Origin of the sequence: Paenibacillus sp. FSL R10-2748 (genome assembly GCF_038005565.1) — a bacterium.
GTDB lineage: Bacteria > Bacillota > Bacilli > Paenibacillales > Paenibacillaceae > Paenibacillus > Paenibacillus polymyxa_B.
Genome location: NZ_JBBOTK010000004.1, coordinates 229,659 through 245,945, shown reverse-complemented (window position 1 = coordinate 245,945; position 16,287 = coordinate 229,659). Strand labels below are relative to the sequence as shown.

General features: G+C 39.2%; 13 protein-coding genes. All 13 read right to left on the bottom strand.

Annotation, left to right across the window (positions count from 1 at the left end; all coding sequences use genetic code 11):
- Window positions 1-19: 19 nt before the first annotated feature.
- Window positions 20-634: a DUF4355 domain-containing protein gene (locus NSS66_RS14125; RefSeq protein WP_340959173.1), complete on the bottom strand. Its 615-nt coding sequence runs from the start codon at window positions 632-634 to the stop codon at window positions 20-22.
- A 386-nt stretch (window positions 635-1,020) separates the two neighbouring features.
- Window positions 1,021-1,413, bottom strand: a complete 393-nt coding sequence (locus tag NSS66_RS14120; protein WP_340959172.1) for a hypothetical protein — start codon at window positions 1,411-1,413, stop codon at window positions 1,021-1,023.
- Entirely contained in the window at window positions 1,403-2,710 is a 1,308-nt protein-coding gene (locus tag NSS66_RS14115; RefSeq protein ID WP_340959171.1) for a phage portal protein, read from the bottom strand. Before NSS66_RS14115 ends, NSS66_RS14120 begins: the two co-directional genes overlap by 11 nt.
- A 118-nt stretch (window positions 2,711-2,828) precedes the next feature.
- On the bottom strand, window positions 2,829-3,611 hold the full coding sequence (locus tag NSS66_RS14110) for an MBL fold metallo-hydrolase (RefSeq protein ID WP_340959170.1): 783 nt from the start codon (window positions 3,609-3,611) through the stop codon (window positions 2,829-2,831).
- Window positions 3,612-3,733: 122 nt separating this feature from the next.
- Entirely contained in the window at window positions 3,734-5,284 is a 1,551-nt protein-coding gene (gene terL, locus NSS66_RS14105) for a phage terminase large subunit (protein WP_340959169.1), read from the bottom strand.
- Window positions 5,285-5,458: 174 nt separating this feature from the next.
- Window positions 5,459-6,061: a tyrosine-type recombinase/integrase gene (locus NSS66_RS14100; protein WP_340959168.1), complete on the bottom strand. Its 603-nt coding sequence runs from the start codon at window positions 6,059-6,061 to the stop codon at window positions 5,459-5,461.
- Window positions 6,062-6,573: 512 nt separating this feature from the next.
- Entirely contained in the window at window positions 6,574-7,206 is a 633-nt protein-coding gene (locus NSS66_RS14095) for a transposase (protein WP_340959167.1), read from the bottom strand.
- Window positions 7,207-7,341: 135 nt separating this feature from the next.
- Complete coding sequence (locus NSS66_RS14090; RefSeq protein WP_340959166.1) at window positions 7,342-7,857, bottom strand: DUF1643 domain-containing protein; 516 nt, start codon at window positions 7,855-7,857, stop codon at window positions 7,342-7,344.
- A gap of 139 nt (window positions 7,858-7,996) precedes the next feature.
- Window positions 7,997-9,235 (bottom strand): site-specific DNA-methyltransferase, encoded by a 1,239-nt coding sequence (locus NSS66_RS14085; RefSeq protein ID WP_340959165.1) that lies wholly within the window; start codon window positions 9,233-9,235, stop codon window positions 7,997-7,999.
- Between the two features lie 37 nt (window positions 9,236-9,272).
- On the bottom strand, window positions 9,273-9,461 hold the full coding sequence (locus NSS66_RS14080) for a hypothetical protein (RefSeq protein WP_061830806.1): 189 nt from the start codon (window positions 9,459-9,461) through the stop codon (window positions 9,273-9,275).
- Window positions 9,462-10,284: 823 nt separating this feature from the next.
- Window positions 10,285-12,123 (bottom strand): DNA primase family protein, encoded by a 1,839-nt coding sequence (locus tag NSS66_RS14075; protein WP_340959162.1) that lies wholly within the window; start codon window positions 12,121-12,123, stop codon window positions 10,285-10,287.
- A 19-nt stretch (window positions 12,124-12,142) separates the two neighbouring features.
- The gene (locus NSS66_RS14070; RefSeq protein ID WP_179031563.1) at window positions 12,143-12,340 is read right to left on the bottom strand and encodes a DUF5659 domain-containing protein; all 198 of its coding nucleotides are present in this window, start codon (window positions 12,338-12,340) and stop codon (window positions 12,143-12,145) included.
- Window positions 12,341-12,510: 170 nt separating this feature from the next.
- Window positions 12,511-15,906, bottom strand: coding sequence for an RNA dependent RNA polymerase (locus tag NSS66_RS14065; protein ID WP_340959160.1), 3,396 nt, complete (start codon window positions 15,904-15,906; stop codon window positions 12,511-12,513).
- Between the last annotated feature and the right edge of the window lie 381 nt (window positions 15,907-16,287).

The window sequence follows — 16,287 nt, the reverse complement described above, 5'->3', positions numbered from 1 at the left end:
TTGTCCTTTTCGTTTATTATTATTTGTTTTGTAATACTTGTTTGACTTGATCCCAATGCTGATTAATCTCATTTGGCGACATGCCTTTGATTGAATCCAATGTAAATGTGCTACCTGTTGAACCAACCGAAGGTGTATAGCCATCCCCTTTGAGCCGTTGCTCAACTTGCTGTTGTATAGCCTGTTGTAGCGATTGTTCCAACATAGCCAAATTCGCTGACGTTGCGTCTTCATCTGCTCCAATAAAAAAATCCACTAACGGGAGTGGAAGTTTCTTTTCACTGGCTATTTTGATCGCTTGGCTGGTTAACCGTTCACGCTGCTTCTCCAGCTTCATGTGCTCTACTTCAGCACGTAGCTTCTCCACTTCAATTTCTTTTTCATCCTTAGCCGGGAATCGCTTCTTGATCTCAGCATCCACTGCACTTTCCAAATGATTGGTTTTCCATGTTTCCAGCGATTTAGCTGATCGTTTGTCCACGGTGCTATCGAACCAACTTTTTGCTTGCTGATTAGATTGGATGTATTGCTCTATCCCTTCTACGCTATACGGATTCAAACCCTGAAGATACGTTTGCCATTCCTCATTCGTTTGGTTTTCTTCAATCAACTGCTTCACTTGTTCTAAATTCATTTTCGATAATCTCCTTTATTGCCCATTCGACTACGCAGAACCGAACACGCTTATATATGTATGGAGCCTTTTAATGTCATGCTCAGGACAGTGTTGTTACGCTTTAGAAATCACAAAAACGAGGAAAAGGTACAAACATACCAACTCCCCACTTTTGCCTATTTTACATCCTTTGTTTATACGGCTTTTTAATAGCCTAAAGCGTAACACTGAGCCTTTTGGAATTCGAGCTTCAGAACACGATATGTATGTTGAATTTGTTTACGTCATATCTGCTACAATGATGTTACGCATTAGAAATCGCAAAAATGAGAAATAGGTACAAACATACTCCCTCACCATTTACGGTTGTTTTTCACCCTTAGTTTATATAGCTTTTTGATAGCCTAAAGCGTAACATCGAGCCTGCTTTTTCTCATCTGGCGCATCCGTAACTTCGACTTTTCGTTGGCTTGCTTATCTCTACATTTCTCACAATATTTCTGCTGATTCGAATTTGCTGAAAATGTAGCCCTACATTTCTGACAGTTCACTTTTGGCTTCGCTGTTTTAAATTCAGATTCTACATTCCGCTCAGACTCATATTCTCGTTCCAGCTTCTCGTCTATGGGTAAAACTCCTTTTTCAAAATATATACAACGGGGCAGAGCATCATTTTGACTAAAGAATGCACATGGACCATCCTGTAAAAAACAGTAGTTTGGGATACCGTGCTTCGCTCCGAGATAACATGCACAATTATTCTTAACCAACCGCTTGATACTATTTTTATTCTGCATTCGATTTCTCCTTACTCACATCTGCTAATCGTTGCTGCTCCGCATGAAATTTATTGAATTCAAGCTTTGGATTCTCGACAAACGGAAGCAATGTAAGCAACGTTTCCTGAGATACGACTTGCTGCAATTTAACGATCACATCAGCCATCCCCACCAAGTCTGTCGGCAAGTTACGAGTAAACTTCACCGCAATATCACGGTAATCATATTGAACTCCTTCTTTAATGTGTAGGTAGGTGAAGAAATTCCGTAAACGCTGCTTGATCGCCTTTTCCATTAACGCTTCACGCATTGCCACTCGATTCTCCAAATTCAATAGCTTATTTCTCAGCGCTAAGGAAGATGTATTGCTGGCCCAATTCTCATTGAAGTTAACCTGATCCATCATATCGAAGATTTTGCGTTCAATATTGTCCAACTCATTTTTCACAAAAGAATCGTTAATCTGCTTTGTGAGCCAGCTTACTTTCCCTCCAGCCGGAACCTGAATAATGCCCATCTTCTTCATATTCAATAAGTCTTCAGCTTCCAGCTTGGCATTCTCAATCACTAGGTAGGCATTACGATGATCTGCAATTTCATTGACCAAATCGGAATTCAATGCGTTATAGGCATCAAATAAAGAAATCACATCATGGAAGCCACTTTTTCTCTCCGTATTGGCTGGACAAGAGATAAGCGGGACTCTTCCAAAGATGTGATTATGTTTGCCGATATATTTTAATTCAGGTGCTTGGTTTGGCCTACTCCGATTGTGTTTGTCACCGTTGCCGATTGTATAGTGTAGAATTTCATGATCAGTATACACGTCAAGGTACACTTGCTTATCGAATCGACGGGTAAATTTATGTAAGCCAAGTAATACATTTCGTTCTGCTGTTCCATCTTCCAACACATAGACATTCAATGGAGATAATACGGTGGCTGAAAACTGGCCATCCGAGTCGATATAGTTCAATTCGAAGCTCTCACCGAATATTTCGGATTGTTTTCGAAGCTGTAAATTATGCTCTTTGTCCCAATGACTCATATGTACATCTATATTATGTATAGCTTCGTCCTGATCCGACTTGGACACATAGTTTACTGGCTTACCGAGCAAATAGCCCACTTCGTTATCTACAAACTTACGTGGAAAATTGAAAATGAGCTTTTGGTTGCTGCGACTTTCTTGCATCGCATAGTTCTTGAGAATGGCATGCTGACCATTGTAGTAATCTGAGTATTTCTGTTTGGCTAATACAGCCGATTGGAGTTCGTTTAGACATTCTAATATGATTTGTTCGGTTATTTGCAAATATATACTCCCTTTCAAAATGGGCTATGTAATTGTTGCTTAAATAAATAAAAGAACCAACTTTTAATAAGGTAGTTCCTTGTTGAATTAGCGTATCCCCGTTAGTTGGACAAGATTATTAGAACTGAACGCTAAATCCGTTGAATTTATGAATCCCAGTTCCAAATTTGACGAGATCATTTTCCCTCAGAAATTTAACCGCAATTTTTACTTCATCTAAAATTATTGGATTAAGCCCTAATGTATTATGAGAACCGTATACCATTTTGACGTTGGGTATTCTTGCAATCCTTTCTAATGAATTTACTAAATCAACAGGGTTCGTTGAAGGATAAAAAGCATATATTGGCGTTTCATCATAAAGCAGGTCGCCAGTAAATAAATACCCTTTTGTTTCATCGAAAACTGAAATATGGCCAGGGGAATGTCCTGGAGTGTGATATATAATTAATCTTCTGTTCCCTAGATCGAATATATCACCATCCTTCAACAAACCTGTCGGCTTTCCTTTAAAGGGTTGGTATGTATCCGGATTAAATGTTTCTGGTGTAGGCAAAGTTATATCTCTTCTAATATCCTTCCTGATTTGCTCTATTGTTAAGCCTTGAATCCCGTTAATTAGCCAGTCTTCATCTCCTTTATGGACAAAGATCCGTTTAAATTCGCCATGGTTTCCGATGTGGTCAGTGTGGACATGTGTCGTAATAACTTTTAGAGGTAAGGATGTCAACTGGTCTGTTATTCTTTTGATATTATCAATCCCAAGACCTGTATCAATTAATACCCCTTCTTGATTCCCCAATACTAAAAATGAATGTACTTTCTCCCAATGTCCGTATTCACTAATTGCGTATGTATTATCATCAATCCGTTGCACTGTAAACCAATGATCTTTAATCATACAAGCCTCCAAATTAGATTTTTCACGTCTTCTAAATTATACATTTATTTATCGCATTGAACTATTCTGCCCATTGGCTTAACGAGATTGGGTAAAATAAAATTTGAGTTTTAGCATAAGCCTCAAAATAATAAGCCTCGATCATAAAACTTTAAACTCTTGACCGACTGAATCAATTGAACAGCCCCATATAAACTATCCGGCGCATCATCATATTGGCAGTTTCGGTTATAATCCTTTATCTGGTTATTATATCGAATATTCGCTGCATTGAACAGAATATGACCTTTCTTGATTTCTGGCTCCAGACTAATAATTCGTTCATGCTTTTGACCCTTGGAATGGACACTTTCTACGGGGGTATGTATCTTCGCCTTCCATAACTCTTCTTCAAATTTTTGCTTCATGTAGCTTTGCGCTTGATTGACTTCAAAGCCCAACTTATCTACAGGGTAAAGCTTCAATTTCTCAATAGCGACTTGAAACAAATCATCCGGTAGCAGTTTATAAATATTTCCATCCACCACATACATTTGCTTCGTCTTCCGATGCTGACCAATAATTGAAATAGCCGAATAGTCGTTTTTCTTCCCGGCTTTGATGGCTGGATCAATGTACATGGCAAGTTCCATCTCTTCAAATTCAGGCAACCTGTCCCAGTACATGAGATTCTGAAATATGTATTCGTCTGTTGAACGTGGATCGTTTTGTAATTCTTTATAGAAGCTTTTTTCTCCCATCGCTTGCTTCTTGCACATCAAATAATAATAGTCCAAATACTCGTTCCATAGGATTTTCGTACCCTCCAGCATTTCCTCCTCATTAGCCATAAAGAAAGACAAAGCCGTATTGATCCTGTTTTCATCCTGCAAGTTATTATATTGTCGCTCCCACTCTGACCATAGACCATCACGCTCTGAAAATTGAAGCACTGCTGCTTTACGGACGCTTCTTACACCTGGTATCTTCCCTTTGAGCAAATCAGCCATGATGTCCTCTTCATTCAAGATCGTTCCACAAATCAGAATATTGGTATCCCTTGTTCCAATAGGAAGAATCACATCCGTAAATGTATTTTTAATCTGTTCTCGTTTGGCTTCGGATCGAGCCGTATCCTCCTTGAGCAAATCATCCATCAATACCAGCGTAGGACGATGATGCTTGTAATGAATACCTCGAAGTGAACCGTCAATTCCACGAATCATAATGCATGAATCTAATCCACCTTTACTTTTCAACCATATCTCATTGTTGTTCCAGCGACTACCTTTACGAATACCGAAATCCTCAATCAGCATCGTATTCGTTTCTAGCTCATCTTTAATCATATCTAAGAAGGGTAATGCAATTTGCTCTGTGGCTGATATGATTAATGTAAACTGTGATTTATCATATAAAGTCGCATACAGCGGAAATAAAAAAGAACTGATCGTAGACTTTCCATGTTCCCTAGGGAGGCCGAAAGCCGTAATCAGTCCTCTATTTGCAAGCATATGTTTTAATTCTGAAAATAACTCTTTGTGAAACTGTCCAAATGCTCGATCAAAATATTTAGGGAAATAGGCTAAGGCGAAAAATTCAATGTCCATCTCACCAATAAGCTTGCGTAGTTCAGAAAAAGAGAACGTTTCGATCAGTTGTTTCATTTTCGGTGGTTTAAAATGCTTCTCCATATACTGCTTCAACAGCTCAGCTTGTCGCTGTTCCTCTTGCTTTATTGTTTCAATGGGTATAGCTCCTTTTCATATTGACTATAAAATCATCACAAAAATTTCTGCACCCTTTGCTGGCGACTCCGTTTATCTACATAGAAGCCCCCCTCCCTCCACAACAAAAAGAGTGGCTTCTCACCACTCGATATTTGCCAAGGCTTCAGCCATATCCTGCTGTGTTGTTAGGGTATAAATATTGGTTGTTGCTACGTGATCATGTCCAAGGATTTGCTGGATGGTCGTTAATGGAGTCGTTTTTACCAGCTTATAGCCAAGTGTATGCCTGAGCATATGGGGTGTGGCCTTCACATTGATCCGATCTCCATATTTGTTCAGGATCAGGTTGATCGCATTTCGTTCCAATGCTCCACGCTGCCCAATACATAGATATTCTGATTCACTGTGTGGTCTGACTTCAAGATATCGGGTAATGGCTTTTCGCACATCCTTATTCAATGGTATGGTACGAAAGGAATTCCCTTTACCAAATACCTTCAATAAACCTTTGCGTTCACTCAATTCAATATCCTTCAATTTGATACCAACCAATTCGCTTACCCGTATCCCCGTTCCAAGCAACAATTCAATCATACAGATATGCATCCGATTGCCCATACGGTGAATTTCATTTCTCAGCTTCCACAAATCCTTTTCCGCTAACCCTTTGTATTGCCGAACGACCTTATTCCTAACTGCTTCGATATGTATTTCTTCCTTAATATATCCTTGTTGGTGCATCCACCGGGAAAATACGTTGATACTGGCGATCTTACGGTTAATGGTGAGTACAGCTTGATTGTGCTTTGCAGATATTTCTTGTATTCTACCCCATCCAGTTCAATCCACTTGTCCAGTCCATATTCCGTTTTCCTTTGATACCAGGTTATAAACTGCAATACGTCCCTAATATAGCAGGAAACCGTATTTTCACTCCGATCCTTGCTCCGTAAATGTGCTTCAAACCCTTGAGTATACTCCATATTCGCCCCCACCTTTCGCTTGTGTGTCACATCATACCGTTAATGTAGGGGAAAGTCCACCGATTGCATAACCTATCTTATGCACTGATTCTGGCTACTTTTGAGGCTAATTCAGGGCTGAAACTGGCGTTTATCTATACAAATATTGACGACATAACGTTATGGCTGTGAATCATCTGGCTCCATATATCCTTCCTCAATCTCGACCGATTCCTCAATAGCTTCATAGTCGGCATCCACCACATCCGCTTCGATCATATCCAGAAATAGCTACTTGCGTTCCTGTTCCAGTGCTTTCGTATTCACCACCAGCTCACGGCGATCATTCCACTCGTTGGGTGCGCGGTTTTTCAAATAGAAGATCATCGCTGTCGGATTGGGAGGCTGATATCGTTTCACTTTCTCAATGCGCGTCTTCTTTTTTCCATTTTTGTCCTCTTCGATAATCGTTTTAATTTCTTCATATTCATACCCTGTAGCTGCTTTTAAAAGTGAATTTTCCACGTGTGAAATAGGGACAGATCTGCTCCATTTGACTAGTTCAGCCAGCATCGGATGTTTATCTATGTACTCGTACCAAGTCGTTTTACCTATGTCGAGTTTCCTGATAATGTCTTCCGCGTTCATGCCTTCTTCGAACCACTGTTGAATCTCCGCTAATCGAGGATATACATGGGTTTCCCATTTGGTTGGACGTTCCAATGCTTCAGCAAATTTCGGATGTTTCCTGCGATAATCGCCTAATGTCCAAATATGAATATTCAATCGCTTAGCTATCTCTTCATCTGTGGCTCCTTCACGTACCCAAATGGGAATATCCCTAAGTCTTGGCACAACAAATTGATCATACTTGGTTAATATTTTAGGTTTGTTCCTTTTGGGATTGTTATTGTTATTACTCATTCTGCTCACCTCCAAAAAAAAGAAGTCCGTGCAAAATTACACAGACCTACTTACAAAATTACCGGAAGAGACCAAGATAATTTCTCTTCACTAAATATTCAAAAGACGTTGTAAAATTCATTAATGTCTTTATTCTTAAACTCTTGGTCTAATCCTGATTTTCTTCGTTAATTTGAAATCCTGAAGAGGACTATCTATACTAATATATAAAGGATGACGAGGGTCACCATCAGCTAAAATTGCTAAACATTTTAACTTGTAATTTCCAAGTAATGAGATTAACTCATTATCTTGATTTCTCTTATGAGTTTTTCCGTTAGACCCCCAAGCCGCTATAATCAAATCTGCTCGTTTCAATGCTTCACCAATGTAGTTCAAATTTTCTGCTCCTATTGCAATTTCCTTCTCTAATTTTTTCAAAACTGAAGGATTCGTTGCTCTATAAGCAAAAAGATTCACTACTTCAAAAGAGCCATATCCCCATTTTTTTGTAAATCTAATACATGCCTCAATAGTTGGATCATCATCTTGGTGATCAGCTGTACTTGGATTAAGCATAATCCACAAGGCACTTGCTTTATCCTCATCCCATTCCCTTCGTAGTAAATATCTATACTGTTCTGTAGAGTCAAGTTCAGCAGTCTTTTTCATATTATCTCCTCCCCGCTATTTATACCTCAATTATAAGCAGGAGGGAGCAAGATTACGATTCTCGAAAAAACTGATTGATGGAGATTAGGAACAACATTTCCTATTAAGACTATAGGGAGATATCATGAAATCTTAATTTTCAAGGCTGAATGATTTCATGATAGTCATATCGCTTGCCCTCCCGAATTAAATACACGCCATTATCGCTACCAACGTGGGCAATATATCGCTTCACAATCACATCTACATATTTGGGATCAAGCTCACTCGTATAGCAAATCCGATCCGTTTCCTCACAAGCAATCAACGTTGAACCTGAACCACCAAATGGGTCAAATACGATATCACCAAGCTTGCTCGAATTTTTAATTGGGTAGCTAATCAATTGAATCGGCTTCATCGTGGGATGATATTCATTCCGGAAGGGGCGATCAAATTGCCATAATGTCGTTTGCTTACGATCACTGTTCCAGTAGTGTCCACTTGTCGGCTTCCAACCGTATAATACAGGTTCATGCTTCCAGTGATAATCTTGTCTACCCATTACCATTGCTTGTTTAGCCCAGATACAGCATTGTGCTAGTTTAAATCCAGCTTCGATAAATGCCTTCCTAAAATTCAAACCTTCACTATCTGCGTGGAATACATAAATGCTTGCTCCATCATCTGCTACTTCAAACATTCGAGTATAGGCATCCAATAGAAAATCATAAAACTGGTCGTTATCCATCTTATCGTTTTCAATTTTCAATGCATCCTTCGTCTTACCCGTATAATCGACGTTATAAGGTGGATCAGTTACAATGAGCTGAGCCTTCTTACCATCCATCAATGTTGTAATATCCTGCTGATTAGTCGAGTCTCCACACATGAGCCTATGCTTTCCAAGTAGCCAAATGTCACCTTTACGAGTGATCGGATGTTCAGGGAAAGCTTCTTTGACATCGAAATCACCTTCCTCATCCACAGATTCTTCATGTAATGTATCCAACAACTTCTCCGCTTCAGACCAATCAAATCCTGTTAACTCAATATTATATTCTGCTTCTTTTAACTCATCTAATAATGTAGCCAGTGCTTCAAAGTCCCACTCCCCTGTAATTTTATTGAGCGCTATGTTCAGAGCTTTCTCTTTCGACTTATTTACATCCACTATGACACAATCGACTTCATCGTATCCGAGTGCCTTCAACACTTTGGCACGTTGGTGGCCTCCCACGATGGTATAATCACTATTACAAATAATCGGTTCACAATAACCGAATTCGATAACACTATTCCTAATCTTTTCAAACTCAGGATCACCCGCTTTTAAATCCTTCCTTGGATTATATTCGGCATGTACCAGTTGATCGATCTTCAATTTCATCCATTTCATTTATAGAATTTGCTCCTTTATTTCTACAGCTTTCTCATTATTTCTGGCGTTTTTTATGTAAGGTACGAGCATTTCTACGCTTACGAATTTGATTTCCAATCCACTTGATCCCCCTTTCTACCTTCATTTTTAAAAAGGCTGCAATCCACATCCAGGTGAAAAACACACCAACTACAGTAATAAATCGTAATATTTCTATGATTATTGCTTGTAACATTAATAGCAATCTTGTTGCTCCTCTCCAAAATGAAAAGGAACCCTAGCTCATAGCCAGAGTTCCCGTGTATAATATATACTTTTAAATTTTCAACATTGTGTCACGTGACACATCTCAAACTTTGTAAGCTTAAGCAACCAATTTGTGTGGTTTAAAATTTTGCGAATAATAGCCCAATTCAGCAAGATAAATTTGAATATGTAAATTGAAAATCTTGAAGCGGTAATCCTAGACAATATTATGATTCTGACTACATGTATGAATTCTGCTGAATCTATGCAAGATCTATTTGTGGGATAGGGGGAACTCTGGGCAATAAAACCACTTCGCTGCGCTTCGTAAACGGTAGTATCGCTTGCCGCCGTTTCCCCTCCCACACCCAACCCCTTTGCGGCTTATTAAGTTTACATTCGCAACTTCAATCATCCTTTACTATAAAATTCATGGCTGGACTTATATATTCAATCCCATCATAGCCTCTCTACGGGCTGACAAGCCCATCATATATAAACATGTTTCCTATTCTCCATCAGCTTGTTTCCAATTTTATAACGCCAGATTCCTATCTTCACTTCAATTTCTCCAGTATAATAGCTGATTTTTAAAAGCTGTTTCCATGTTTCCAGTTTTGAACACTCCTGATCACATATACACTCCTCACCAGCGCATAGTATTCGATCAAATATTTTTATATGTATTTCTCTCAAGAGTTAAAAAAACAGGAAACATGGAAACAAACTCATAATTCTCTATGTAAACAAACTATTTTTCTGTTTCCAATTGTATTTAAAACAGAAAACGAACAGGAAACGGATGCTCCAAACAGGAAACATTATATTTTGATGCCAAACCAGCACGGAACTGAATTGCCACTTGTTGTTCTGGCTTTCCTCTGATACACCTTTTCCTTAAGTTTTTCTTTGATATGCTTATTAAATTTAGTCGTCGTTTCAGGTTTAAATCCACCTTGTTTACACCATGCAGCATACTTCGCATATAACCTTTTACATTCGATTCGGCTTTCATGTTGTTTTGAAGCTTCACTTTCGATTTGACATTCTTCATCTATGAACAGCATAATGACATCCAATTCCATTTGATACGTTTTAACTTGATCCTTAATCGTTTGTGAATACGAAAATCCACCTTGTTGTTCGAGTCGTCTTAATCCCTCAAGCGCATAATTCAATAATGTCGATAAAGCAGATGGAGTAGTCAGTTTATGAATTAATTTAGTGTCCTTTTGTTGATCTGTAAATTTACGATTAAAAGGAAACACCATCAGCCTTCTAAAAAATCCGTCACTGTTATCACTACTTTTCGGCAACTCATTGGCGCTGAACAACAATTTACAAAACGGTTCAAAGTTAAAGGGATCTTTCCCCTTTTTCTCTGCGTTTAATCCTTCACCACTGGCAAGTACCTTGAGGTTCCCTGTAGAGTTCAATGCATCCGCAGGAATATCTGTAAAGCAATTTAGCACTTTTCCATACAACTCGGCAATCTTAAACCGTGATCTGTCTCCTTCTAAATCTTGAATTTTAACTTTGGATATATTCGCTTTGCCTATCATCGCTTCAATCGTTTTAATCAATACCGATTTCCCGTTGCTTCCCGTACCTGTGAATAAAAATATTTTTTCATACTCCAAGGTAGGAATCAGAAAATAGCCGATCATTTCAAACAATGTTGCATGCGTATCCTGTTCAAGCACAGATTCGATAAACTGAAGCATGACAGGGTCATTGGCCGTAGGATCATATAGGACAGGAAATTGAATAGTGCTCCGTCTATCAGGCGTATGCTCCCTTAACTCTCCCGTTTTCCAATTCAACAAACCGTTTTTCACATTAATATAGTCGTCCAACAGATTCATTTGGGTTCCTGCAATATAACTTTGGGCCTCTATGTAATAACGTGCTTCCTTAATCCGACTATGGCGAAATTCATTATCTAGCAGGGTAACGGATAATTGCTCCAGGTGACGCTCACCATCATTGACATATACGCCCTGATCATATCGATACAAAAACGTACCATCAGAAAAACATTTCATATGCTGATCTAAAATATCTTTGGCATACCAAACAGGTTGAAATTTCTTATGCGTTCCGTGAATCTCAAAGTATTTCATATAATTAGGCTCAATTGAATTGGGGGAATTCTCTCCTGCTGACTCATCATCGCGTTTGAACACATCTGGAATATCCACATAAGATATAAGCTTAGTATTGCTTTGACTCCGGTAGTATTCTTCCTCATGAGCTAACCAATCTATGTATTGTTGGGCAATCCACTCTTGATATTCAGGATCATTCGCTTTCCGTTCTTCCTCTTCAATACGTTGTTCAAGTTCCCAATTCTCAAAAAACGCGATCTCCTTCTTGAAATACGCTCGTTCCGAATCGGTCATATATTTATCGTCCGTATATGTCCACCACGTTTTACCACCATTATACGAAAACTCCAACTCATATGGAGAATAATCAAACTGTATCCGATACTGCTTATCTACATCTTCCTTGGTAATCGGCTTCCACATACCATCTATCCAAGCCTCTACTTGTTTGCTATTGCTATTTTTTCGTACAGCCACCCGTTTTCCATTAATGGTGAATTGGTCGGTATAATATTTGTGTTTATCATCGTGTTTTTGTAAAGCTATTGTCATATTGTTATGATCCCCCTTATTAATAGATGTTATCGACTACCTGTTTAAATTCGTTATATTGCTCCATGGCTTTCCTCAATGGAGGTGAATCCTTGAATATAAATACTTTCCGATTGGAATCCTTTAAATCTACTTTTTCATCCATTTTATGAAACCGATTAAACATCAACCATCCTGCCATCCGAGACTGGGTAATGACAATTGTGTGGCTATCCATATCTGACCTCCTCACATAAATAAGTGATTGGAATGTGAAAGGTTAATCTATTCCACATCCCTCTCTACCGGCTGACAAGCCGCATAGTTAAGCTTGAAGCACCCTTTTAACAGGTGTCACCCAAGCGCCAGTGTTAACAGGCGCCTATCATGACAGACCTATGATTTAATTTATTCGATATGAACTATAGCCTTAAAGCTCGATTTCGTGACTTTCTCAATCCTGATAAATTTAATTGTCGCTCCGTCAAAATCTAGGAAGGATAACCCCTCATCTCGGCGAATGACCTGATCTCTCGGAATGATACACTTCACTTTACCCTGCTCATCCACAATATGAACATATCCATACTCGACCACCTGAACCCACAATTTCTTACCCAATACCTGGTCAGCTATCAATTGCGATTCTTCCTCCGACTTTTTTAAAGTGCTGAAGCCAAGTGAGTAATTTCTCAATGTTCGTCTTGTACTTTTCTCGTCCAACAGAGAAGGCGTATTACTGGTTTGTACTACGGTTTCCCTTTCAGCTTCATAGCCAATAAAGAATTGTCCCATGATCTCAAATAACGAATAAATACCGTCCGGCACATGAAATGGAAACTCCAGATCATCTATTGTAGCGATGCCAACTTGAACGGTAAGCTCCTTACCTTCCACATTTCGATTCGTCAGCCGGTTCACCTTTCGTACTTCCCTCTTCAAAACATTTTCATGCTGCTTTAAATTCTCCAGCAGTCCATCTACAAATAGCCATGCAAAGGAGTACGTTCTATTAGTTTGATATGCGATCTCGACAGCAACGCTGGCAAGTATTGAAGGATAAGGGCAGATCTCTTCACACTGAGTTTTGTATTCCTCTCTTAACCTAGCGTATTCCGCGCTGATTGCTTTTCGGGTATCATTGTCTCGTTGCCATTTTTTTAGCTCATTAAATTGCATACGTCGATAATCAATTGGTGTTTTCTGCTCATTGTATTCTGTATACAACGGTTCAATACGAGCCAGATAATCCAGAAACTTGCGCTGACTAACCTTGCTCATATCCTGTAACAATTGTCTCGTGCTTTCGATGCCCAAAATAGACTGATCCAGTTTCCCATCTTTCAACTGGAACTTGTCATCTATGTACTTCTCCGCCACAACGCAAAATTGATTAAACGGCGATTTCGTCGAGAGCTGATAATCCTCTGCCTTGCCACCCTTCGCAAAACGAAAGAAATACGGCATTTGGATAGCCAGACGATCCAGCACATATGGAATCTCTACTTCCAGTCCATTTTTGGTTGCATCAATGATTTGACCTTGGAGAAATTTTAAAACTGAGTTTTCCAAAACGCGTGCTTGAAGGCTTCCTTCCTCCAAAGCCAGATTCTGAAAATACGTATTCACATTCGTACATCTACCCGTTAGGTTATGTAGGCTCTTTAGCTCCATCTTGACGATGCTATCCATATTATTCGGTACAGGAGCAGCTACTTTTTTATCATCCTCATTGATGATTGTAGGAGCATCAATCACGGCTGAGAGTATGGTGGGATCATTGGTACAGAGAGCCGTATCCCCGTCCACGTCACCGAGTCCAAGTCTTGCGAGTGTTAAATCACAACAGTTCAGCACAATCACATTATCTAAATGACGTATATATCGGTTATGTACTTGTACAAAATCTAGCTTACCGACTTCATTAAATATCGTTAACGGTGATCGGAATAAAGCATGCATTCCACGTTTCCGATTCATAAAAGCCTGCTTCTTCTTTAACACACCTGTTACTGCTTTTCCGCTGGCATACTGCATAAACGCAATCGGATCATTGGTTAGATAAAAGTAGCTGCCACGAATCGGGATACGACCTTTCAACATATCCTGTACTTTCAACATGGCTTGCTTCACGATAAATTTGCGAACCTTACCGTCATACAGCATGAGTTCATTCAAATCGATGGCTTGGATAATTTCATTGATAAACTCTTTCTTCTGACCCCGTTCTATTTCATATTCCTGTTCATCGGGTTCTCCATCTACATCTTTGGGTTCATCGTCTTCTTGGACTAGCATATGTAGGAACGCTTTCGTGTAAGCAATATCTCGAAGCCACTTTCCATGGGTGTCATTCTTTTGTCCATGTAATACTCGTTTGATGACATCCATTTGAGGCGTAGCTAATTGAAATAAATCGTTCAGTGTAAGATTCAACGCATGAATATATTGGTATGTCAGTGGTGTGTAGGCGTTCATCTGGTACGCTGGTTTCGCATAATTCGCTACCCAAAAGTTATGATTATGTACTTTCAGTAATTCTTCATATTCCGCTATGTTTTCAAACAAACACTTAGGCTTAGCTTCTCCCTCACTGTATTGATGCCATGCTTTGAAGCAGGATTTGGTGAGGATGAGATCAATAGGACGACCTCGTTCGTCGATGACAGGCTGTAATTCACCAAAAACATCCTTTATCTCGGTCACGTTGTTTTCCTTGAACCATTTCATCAGATCGAATCGGATAAAGTTACCTTTAATATATGGAAGTCTTCCTTGAACTGCATTGGGTGAATAGGATAGGTTCAGACGTTGTCCAATACGCTCTGCAAACTGAAAGCTCATTAAACCTTGACCATCGAAAAACTGGACATTCTTATTTTCATATTGTGGATATTCGACTCGCTTAAAGCCGATGGATTGTTCATTAATTGTGATGATTGGGATTTCTTCTGTTTGCTCGATGGAGTAGCAAGGATATAGTTCGTCATTATACATAACCGAACGAGCAGGGTAAGGAATTGCTTCTAGCTTCACACGACGATTCTGTTTATTCCATCCATTGAAAGTTTTATACTCTTTTGGATCAGGAACAGACTTTGTGAGGCCATTCCACGAGATCGTTTTATTCGGTATACGTTCTAACTTATGTAATTGTGCCTTAGATGGTTTCAATTCTTTCTTCGTTTTGAAATATTCACGTTGTTTTGCCTTTTCATCGAATATTAACTTCTGATGATCCAAATCTTCAGCACACTTTTCCACTTTCCATACATCCTCGATGATCGTATCTTTTTCATAATCTGGAATAACGACGATACGTGGAATATACGGAACTGGCTGTGCCGCTGAACGACTCACACCTAAGGCTGCTTCCCACTTATGGATATTGGTGAGTGGTGGCATTTTACGGAGTGTAATGCGTCGATACAGATCAGCAACATATTTTTCTTGGATAAATTCCGTTCGCTGTGTACGTCCCATGGCAGGTGACTTGATCGAACGGACATACTTCCTTCCATTATAGTAGATGCCCTCTCGTAACATACGTTCATACAAAGCAAGTTGAGATGGATCGTCTTCGTCAATTTGATCAGCTTTGAGCATAAAGATGACTTCGGTAGCATCGCTGGAAGGATCACGTTCTGCTACGACTCGCTTGAGTTGGTCGAGATAGATGCTGTTTGATACAGTGATAGTGCGAGTGCTGGATTGTGGAGCACAAAGTTGGTCGCCTGCAATGGTGATCTCGTTAAAGTGGAACAGTTTGATTTGGTATTGATTTCGTGTTGGATTACTGGACAAGTTTTAACCTCCTGTTTAATGGATTGGGTTATATGGTTGTGAACGTTCCATTCTGATGCTTCTCGTTTTCTGTAATTAATGGAAACTGATGTTCGTATATATTATAACGAATATACGTTCGTATTGCAAGAGTTATGTTCAGAGAATTGTTTATAAAAGAGGAGTAACTTTCAAAGACAATAGGAATAAAAACTATCACAATATTTTCTGAAACTAATCAGCACTATACCTATGTGCACCTATAACAACGTGAAGGACACCACGAAAAGACCCAGCATAGCAGCTGAGCCTTTTTACTTATTATAAATAACTTTAATTTAATTATATTTCCCTTGGCATTTTCGAACCATTACGAGAGCTATAATCTCATTTTCGTTTCTT